Raw genomic sequence first — 7,540 nt, 5'->3', positions numbered from 1 at the left:
GGACAACTTGCTCAGAACGGGCTCCCTAGCCTCCAGCACAGTCCCTCCCGTAACGTGCCTCCCACTTCGTCTCAAACTCCTGCCAGCATTCCGTATCCGACTTTTACTCGCGACCAAGCAACATTCATTTGTTCGAGTCCGGCAACTACGGCGGCAGATACCGCAGCTCAAATCCGGACTCTCTCCGCTCTATGATGCCAGCATTTCCACAGGCAGCCGCTTGAACGTCAGGCGTTCGTCTGCCACGTCGACAAAAATCGTGTCGCCTTCCCCAAACTCGCCGCGCAACAGCGCTTTCGCGATCGGGGTTTCAAGATAGCGCTGCACCGCCCGCTTGAGCGGTCGCGCGCCGTAAACCGGGTCGTAGCCGACTTCTGTCAGGAAGATATAGGCGGTCTCGGAGATCTTCAGCGACAACTTCTGTTCGTTCAGGCGGTCTTCGAGCAACCGGACTTGCAGCTTGACAATGCGCTGCAATTCGTCGCGCTTCAGACCGTGGAAGATGACGATCTCGTCGATGCGGTTGAGGAACTCCGGACGGAAGCTCTCGCGCATCGCCACCATCACGCGCGATCGCATCTCTTCGTACTTAGAGTCATCGCCAGAAACGTCGAGAATGGTTTGCGAACCGATGTTGCTGGTCATAATAACAATCGTGTTGCGGAAGTCCACAAGACGGCCTTGTGAATCGGTCAAACGACCGTCATCGAGCAACTGCAACATCACGTTAAACACGTCCGGATGCGCTTTCTCGATCTCGTCAAAGAGGATGACCGAGTAGGGCCGGCGGCGAATCGCTTCGGTCAGTTGACCGCCCTCTTCGTAGCCGACGTATCCCGGAGGGGCACCCATCAATCGCGACACGGTATGCTTCTCCATGTACTCGGACATGTCGATCCGCACGAGCGCGCTTTCAGTATCGAACAAGTTGGCCGCTAAGGCCTTCGCGAGCTCCGTCTTACCGACACCGGTCGGACCGAGGAAAATGAAGCTGGCGGTCGGGCGGTTGGGGTCCGCCAAGCCAGCACGCGATCGCTGCACGGCCTCGGCAACCACGCGCACCGCTTCGTCTTGACCGACAACCCGATCGTGCAGCTCGTCCTCGAGTTTCAAGAGTTTTTCTTTCTCCGATGCCATCAGCTTGCTGATGGGAATCCCGGTCCACTTCGCGACGATTTCGGCGATATCGCCTTCAGTGACTTCCTCGCGGAGCAGCGAGTGTCCGGTCACCTGCATTTCCGACAGCTTGCTTTCCGCATCTTGGCTCTGGTTTTGGAGTTCGATCAGCTTGCCAAAGCGCAGTTCTGCCGCCCGGTTGAGGTCGTAGTCGCGCTCGGCTTGCTGGATCTCCAAATTGATGCGGTCGATCTGCTCTTTGATTGACTGAATGCGATCGATGATGGTCTTCTCCGACTGCCATTGCGCGTTTAGGCGCGACTGCTCTTCTTTAAAGTCAGCGAGCTCGCGTTCGATATGTTCCAGTCGCTCGACGGAAGCGGGGTCGCTTTCTTTTTGCAGCGATAGGCGCTCCATCTCGAGCTGCAGGATTTTGCGATCGACCTCGTCTAGTTCTTCCGGCTTAGAGGTGATCTCCATCTTGAGCTTCGCCGCCGACTCGTCGATCAAGTCGATCGCCTTGTCCGGCAAGAACCGATCGGAAATGTAGCGGTTAGAGAGCATCGCCGCCGACACGAGCGCGCGATCGGCAATTCTGACACCGTGATGGACCTCATAGCGCTCTTTCAAGCCCCGCAGAATGGAAATCGTATCCTCGACATAGGGTTCGTCTACGTAGACTTCCTGGAAGCGCCGTTCGAGAGCGGCATCTTTTTCGATGTACTTGCGGTATTCATCCAGCGTGGTCGCGCCAATGCAGCGTAGTTCTCCGCGTGCCAGCATTGGCTTGAGCAGGTTGCCCGCATCCATTGCCCCTTGCGTCGCGCCGGCACCAACAACCGTGTGGATCTCGTCGATAAAGATGACGATGCGGCCGCTTGCTTCCGTCACTTCCTTAAGCACGGCTTTCAGGCGCTCTTCAAACTCGCCGCGATATTTCGCCCCGGCCACCAGTGCGCCGATATCTAAAGCAAACACGGTGCGATCGCGCAGCGACTCGGGAACGTCGCCGCTCACGATCCGCTGTGCCAACCCCTCAACAATGGCGGTCTTCCCTACCCCGGGCTCGCCGATCAAGACCGGATTGTTCTTCGTTCGTCGCGACAAAATCTGAACCGTGCGGCGAATTTCTTCATCGCGACCGATCACGGGATCGAGCTTGCCATCGCGCGCCGATTGGGTTAAATCGCGACCGTATTTCGTCAGCGCGTCGTACTTCCCTTCGGGGTTCTGATCGGTTACCTTCTGTCTACCGCGCACGCGCTCGACAATCTCCTTTAACTCCGCTTCTTCAACTCCGAATTCGGCAAATAAGTTCTTGCCAAATCGCTCGTCTTGGGCGAGCCCAAACAATAAGTGTTCGACCGAGATATACTCGTCGCCCATACGCTTGCGATCGCTGTCGGCGCGGTCGAGCAATTTGTCTAAGCTCTGCCCGATGTAGACCGAACTGTTGCCGCTAGAGATTTTGGGCTGGCGTGCGATGAAGTCGCTCGTCCGCTCGCGCAAGCGCTGAATGCTGATATTGGCTTTGTTGAAAATACTGGTTGCCAATCCTTCTTGGTCGAGCAACGCAAGCATGAGATGCTCGCTTTCGACGCGTTGCTGCTGACTGGCTTTGACAATATCCGGCAGGCGAGCGATCGCCTCCCAAGCTTTTTCTGTAAATTGATTCGGATTATTCGGTTGCATTGCGTTAGCTACCTCCACTCCTTCACGAGCTTGAGTGATGCCGGAGTTCCTTCTCGCTCGTCTTATTGCTCCTCGTATTCAATATTCTAAGAAGTTGTCGCTCGCCTGCCCGGCCAGGAAACCATACCCGCCGAGTAGGGTTTTCCCTGATTAGCGCCAAGCAGTAACGGGATCGCCCACCCGCAAGCCAGAGCTGTTGGCCAGCGCCCAGCATGAGCAATTACAGGAGCCATGATTAGGGAAATTAACGCTAAATGAAGAAGTGTGTCCATTATTAACGTCCCGAGCAGTAAGCTTGATACCGTTTCCTCATAGACAAAACTCAGAGGAAGCTGCCGTGAAAACCTCCCAACCCAAGCATCTCGGCGAATCGGTTAGTTTGATGCTCTTGCTAGTCTTATCCTGTATCGCCGTGATTGCGATCATGTCAGTCCGCAGTGGCGTTCTGTAACGGTACCGTAACGACATACCTAGTCAAGGGTCCGTTAGGATATCCTTGTAGACCCTTGCGGTGCAGACGATTCTAGGGTGTCTAACTACTTAGAGCTATACGAATACAAGCGATCGCGCGCTCCAAGTGACTCTAAGAATACACAAGTATTACGAACGATCTTTCATATGCTTGCCACATCAGGCTAGTGCAAAGGCATGCTCGGAATCTCGGCTTATTTTCGCAATAAGCAAAATTCGCTCGTGGTTTGTTGAGAACCAAGAGCTGATTTCAAACACTCCCGAACGCTAAACCCCTTCATTCGGTCGGGGCGAACGAAAGTATGCTCTTGTCCTACTTCAATCCCGTTAATTTTCGGAAGATGGCGGTGACTCGCGTCGGCAGCTTAATTGTATAGTTCGGAAAAGCGCATTTTTTCGGATAGATGCCGCATCGCGATTGGCTTAGGTCGGGTATAGCCAAAAATTGCTGGCATCGCGAGCGTTTCGTTCTCGTCACATGAGCTAGGCGCTTTCCAGGCGATCGAGCATGCGCGACAGGGATGGCAGCTCGATTTGCAAGCAACATCCAGCTACGATCGCGGCAGACTGCTCTAGCTCGACAAGGGCATCAGCACGACCTCTCGATGTATAGACCATTGCTACCAGAACCGCGCGCGCTCGGCGGCGACGAACCTAGAGCTACATGAGTGAATAGATCGTTCGGTCACTCGCGACTTTCGGAGTCGGCTATACAGACTTAATTTGCTTGCGAAACAACGTTTGTTTGGCCATTCAAGCTGACGAGGTCAACGTCGCTTGCTAGCAAGGCTGTTCGGCTAGCCAGCTTCGTAAAGCGCTAACCACAACAGTACAGAACTAAGCAACCATGCATGAGGTGCGAGGGATCTGGTAAAGAATTGCGATTTGAAATGCGTCAATATAGAAGATTTCTATCGGCAATGCAATGGTTGGCGATTCCATTAATACTGATAGAGCGACTCGCACAGAAATAAGTTCATGCTGCATGTTTGCCGAACGCAATCTAGATCGTTGATGCATTTTTCCAATTCCTCCTGAAGCGAGTTCTCGGGACACCCGAGTTGTGGTTGTCCCACGGTCGGACAGACTCACCAACAATTCCACCGATCGCTCTTTTGAGAAAATGCTCTCTACAATCAATCCTAAAAAGATCGGGGCATCGACAGATACTCACGAACGAGATGAGGTTTAGGGAGAAGTTACTCTCAATCGATACGAATGCGAGACTGCACATAGAAATCTCATTGAAAGCTTAAAAGATCCTTAGAGAAATTGAAGTCTCCGTAGTTCCGCTGATAGGTTGCAAGGGATGGCACTTGGGACGCGCAGCGAGCATGCGAGTGGCTTAAGCGTATCGGATGCCCGAGAGTGAATTCAGCGCCGAAAGTAACCTATCCTGTTCGGCGTTTTCCACCCCTCAATTTTTTAATGATAAGCATTTACGGACTTCGAAATGTGTAAATTGAAGTCGAGCTTGCTCGAGCTGTTCGTCGCGTTGCAGTTATGGGCAGCTTGGTTGCAGTACAGGAGTTCGTACGTTTGCCAATTTATTTCTTGTAGGTCTCTTCGCGGTTTTCGAAATTGTTCGTCGCCTCTGTTGTTTGTTGCCTTTGTTTGTATTAACTCGAATAGCAATGAAGTTTAGGAGTACCTGGATCTATGACTGGCATTCTTCCCAATAAGCCTCGGATTGAAGACGATCGCACTGGCATCGATATCGACACTCTGAAGCGCGCATTTCTGGATAATCTCTTCTATATTCAGGCGAAGTTTCCGAAAGTTTCGACTAAAAATGACTATTACATGGCATTGGCGTACACGGTCCGCGATCGCCTGCTCAATCGCTGGCTTCATACGAATCAAACCTATTTAGAGAGGGCCCCGCGGATAGTTGCTTATCTTTCTGCTGAGTTTCTGATGGGCCCTCACCTCGGCAACAATTTGATCGATTTGGGGCTATACGAGCCCGTCAAGCAAGCGATCGCAGAGCTAGGTCTGGATCTCAACGAACTCCTAGAACAAGAGGAAGAGCCCGGCTTGGGCAATGGCGGTCTGGGCCGCTTGGCGGCTTGTTACATTGACTCGCTGGCAACCTTGGAAATTCCATCGGTTGCCTATGGCATTCGGTACGAGTATGGAATTTTCGATCAAGAAATCAAAGACGGCTGGCAGGTCGAAGTTACAGACCGATGGTTGCGCTACGGAAATCCTTGGGAAGTTGTCCGTCCCGAGTCGGAGTTGATGGTTAAGTTTGGCGGGCACACCGAGACCTTCATCGACGAGTACGGTGTTTATCGAGTGCAATGGGTGCCCTACAAGGTGGTTAAAGGGGTTCCTTACGACACACCTATCCTCGGGTTTAAAACCAACACGGCGAACACCCTGCGCTTGTGGAAAGCAGAGGCTCCAGAGTCGTTTGATTTTGCTGTTTTCAATCAAGGGGATTATTTTGGTGCGGTTCACCAAAAGAGCGAGTCTGAAAACATCACGAAAGTCCTCTACCCGAACGACGAAACCTACCAAGGCAAGCAGCTAAGGCTGGAGCAGCAGTACTTTTTTGTTTCCTGCTCGCTGCAGGACATGATTCGCTTGGCGAAAATGCAGGGGGTTGCTCTGGAGCGGTTCCACGAGCATTTTGCAATTCAGCTTAACGATACCCACCCAACGATCGCAATTGCAGAATTAATGCGGCTGCTACTCGACGAGCATGGCTTCGACTGGGATCGGGCTTGGGACATCACGACTAAGACATTCGCTTACACCAATCACACGCTGTTACCGGAAGCGTTGGAGCGCTGGAGCGTAGCCATGTTGGGGGGGTTACTTCCCCGTCATTTGGAACTCATCTATGAAATCAATAGCCGATTTCTGGATGAAGTACGCATCAAGTTCTTCGAAGATCCCGATCGCATTGCTCGGATGTCCATCATCGATGAAAGCGGCGAGCGTTACGTACGCATGGCGCACCTGGCATGCGTCGGCAGCTATGCAATCAATGGCGTTGCCGAACTGCACTCCAGACTGCTCAAGCAAACGGTCCTCCACGACTTCTACGAGATGTACCCGGAGAAGTTCGTCAACGTGACCAACGGCGTCACTCCCCGCCGGTTTATAGCGTTGAGCAACCCCCGACTGACCAGCCTAATTACCAGCAAAATTGGAGATGGTTGGCTGAAAAACTTGGGCGAACTGCGGAAGTTGGAAAGCTTGGTAGATGATGCTGGTTTCCGTAACGATTTTTACCAAGTCAAACAAGCGGTGAAGCAAGACTTGGCAGATTACGTACGGGCAAACCACGGAGTTGAAATCAACCCGGAGTCCATCTACGACATTCAAGCCAAGCGCATCCACGAATACAAGCGGCAGCATCTGAACGCCCTCTATATCATCACGCTGTACAACCGCCTCAAAGCCAATCCCAGCCTCGATATTGCCCCGCGCACCTTCTTGTTTGGTGGCAAAGCAGCTCCGGGCTACTACATGGCTAAATTGATTGTCAAGCTCATCAACTCGATCGCGGATGTCACCAACAGCGATCCTGACGTGGGCGATCGCATCAAGGTCGTTTTCTTGACGGATTACAACGTCAAGTTCGCTCAACGGGTTTATCCTGCTGCCAACCTCTCCGAACAGATCTCCACGGCTGGTAAGGAGGCTTCGGGAACGGGCAACATGAAGTTCTCAATGAACGGCGCCCTGACGATCGGGACGCTAGACGGAGCAAACGTTGAAATTCGCGAGGCAGTGGGAGCTGAGAACTTCTTCCTGTTTGGCATGACCGCCGAGGAAGTTCTAGCTAAGAAAGCGGAAGGCTACAACCCCTGGGATTACTACCACGGCAACGACGAACTAAAGGGAGTGCTCGATCGCATTGCATCCGGGTTCTTCTCCCACGGCGATACCGAGTTGTTTAAGCCCTTGCTGGATTCGTTGCTATACCAAGACATCTTTATGGTGCTGGCAGATTATCAATCCTACGTTGAGTGTCAAGAACGCGTCGATGGTGCGTTCCGCGATCGCGATAACTGGACGCGCATGTCGATTCTGAACGCGGCTCGCATGGGTCATTTCTCCAGCGATCGCTCCATCCGCGACTATCTGAGTCAAATTTGGAAGGCTCCAGCCGTCAAGATTGACGTCCCCGAGTACAGTCAATCGAACGGCGACGTCAAGCTCAGTCTCTAGGCTTTTGTCATCAGCTAGGATGCTAGAATCCTCTCCCCGGTCAGCCACAAGTGCTGGCTGATGACACGCCGAGCTT

Annotated in this window: 3 protein-coding genes; 1 reads left to right on the top strand and 2 read right to left on the bottom strand. The window is 52.7% G+C overall.

The genetic code is table 11. The features are described 5' to 3' along the window. Positions 1-189 precede the first annotated feature (189 nt). Together clpB and KR51_RS20885 are read right to left on the bottom strand one after the other, a co-directional pair. The gene (gene clpB / locus KR51_RS05285; protein WP_022605608.1) at positions 190-2,808 is read right to left on the bottom strand and encodes an ATP-dependent chaperone ClpB; all 2,619 of its coding nucleotides are present in this window, start codon (positions 2,806-2,808) and stop codon (positions 190-192) included. Positions 2,809-3,762: 954 nt separating this feature from the next. Then, positions 3,763-3,897: a hypothetical protein gene (locus KR51_RS20885; protein WP_269634879.1), complete on the bottom strand. Its 135-nt coding sequence runs from the start codon at positions 3,895-3,897 to the stop codon at positions 3,763-3,765. 1,041 nt (positions 3,898-4,938) lie between these two features. On the opposite strand from KR51_RS20885, the gene KR51_RS05280 reads away from it, so the two are divergent. Further along, positions 4,939-7,464 (top strand): glycogen/starch/alpha-glucan phosphorylase, encoded by a 2,526-nt coding sequence (locus tag KR51_RS05280; RefSeq protein ID WP_022605606.1) that lies wholly within the window; start codon positions 4,939-4,941, stop codon positions 7,462-7,464. Positions 7,465-7,540 lie beyond the last annotated feature (76 nt).

The sequence above is a fragment of the Rubidibacter lacunae KORDI 51-2 genome, assembly GCF_000473895.1.
In the GTDB taxonomy this organism is placed as follows: domain Bacteria; phylum Cyanobacteriota; class Cyanobacteriia; order Cyanobacteriales; family Rubidibacteraceae; genus Rubidibacter; species Rubidibacter lacunae.
Note: the sequence above shows the minus strand (reverse complement) of the source record. Positions and strands in the feature narration are given on the sequence as shown.

Bases quoted from the DNA above. Each gene is read 5' to 3' on its own strand.
- clpB (WP_022605608.1), bottom strand. From the start codon at position 2,808: ATGCAACCGAATAATCCGAATCAATTTACAGAAAAAGCTTGGGAGGCG.
- KR51_RS20885 (WP_269634879.1), bottom strand. From the start codon at position 3,897: ATGGTCTATACATCGAGAGGTCGTGCTGATGCCCTTGTCGAGCTAGAG.
- KR51_RS05280 (WP_022605606.1), top strand. From the start codon at position 4,939: ATGACTGGCATTCTTCCCAATAAGCCTCGGATTGAAGACGATCGCACT.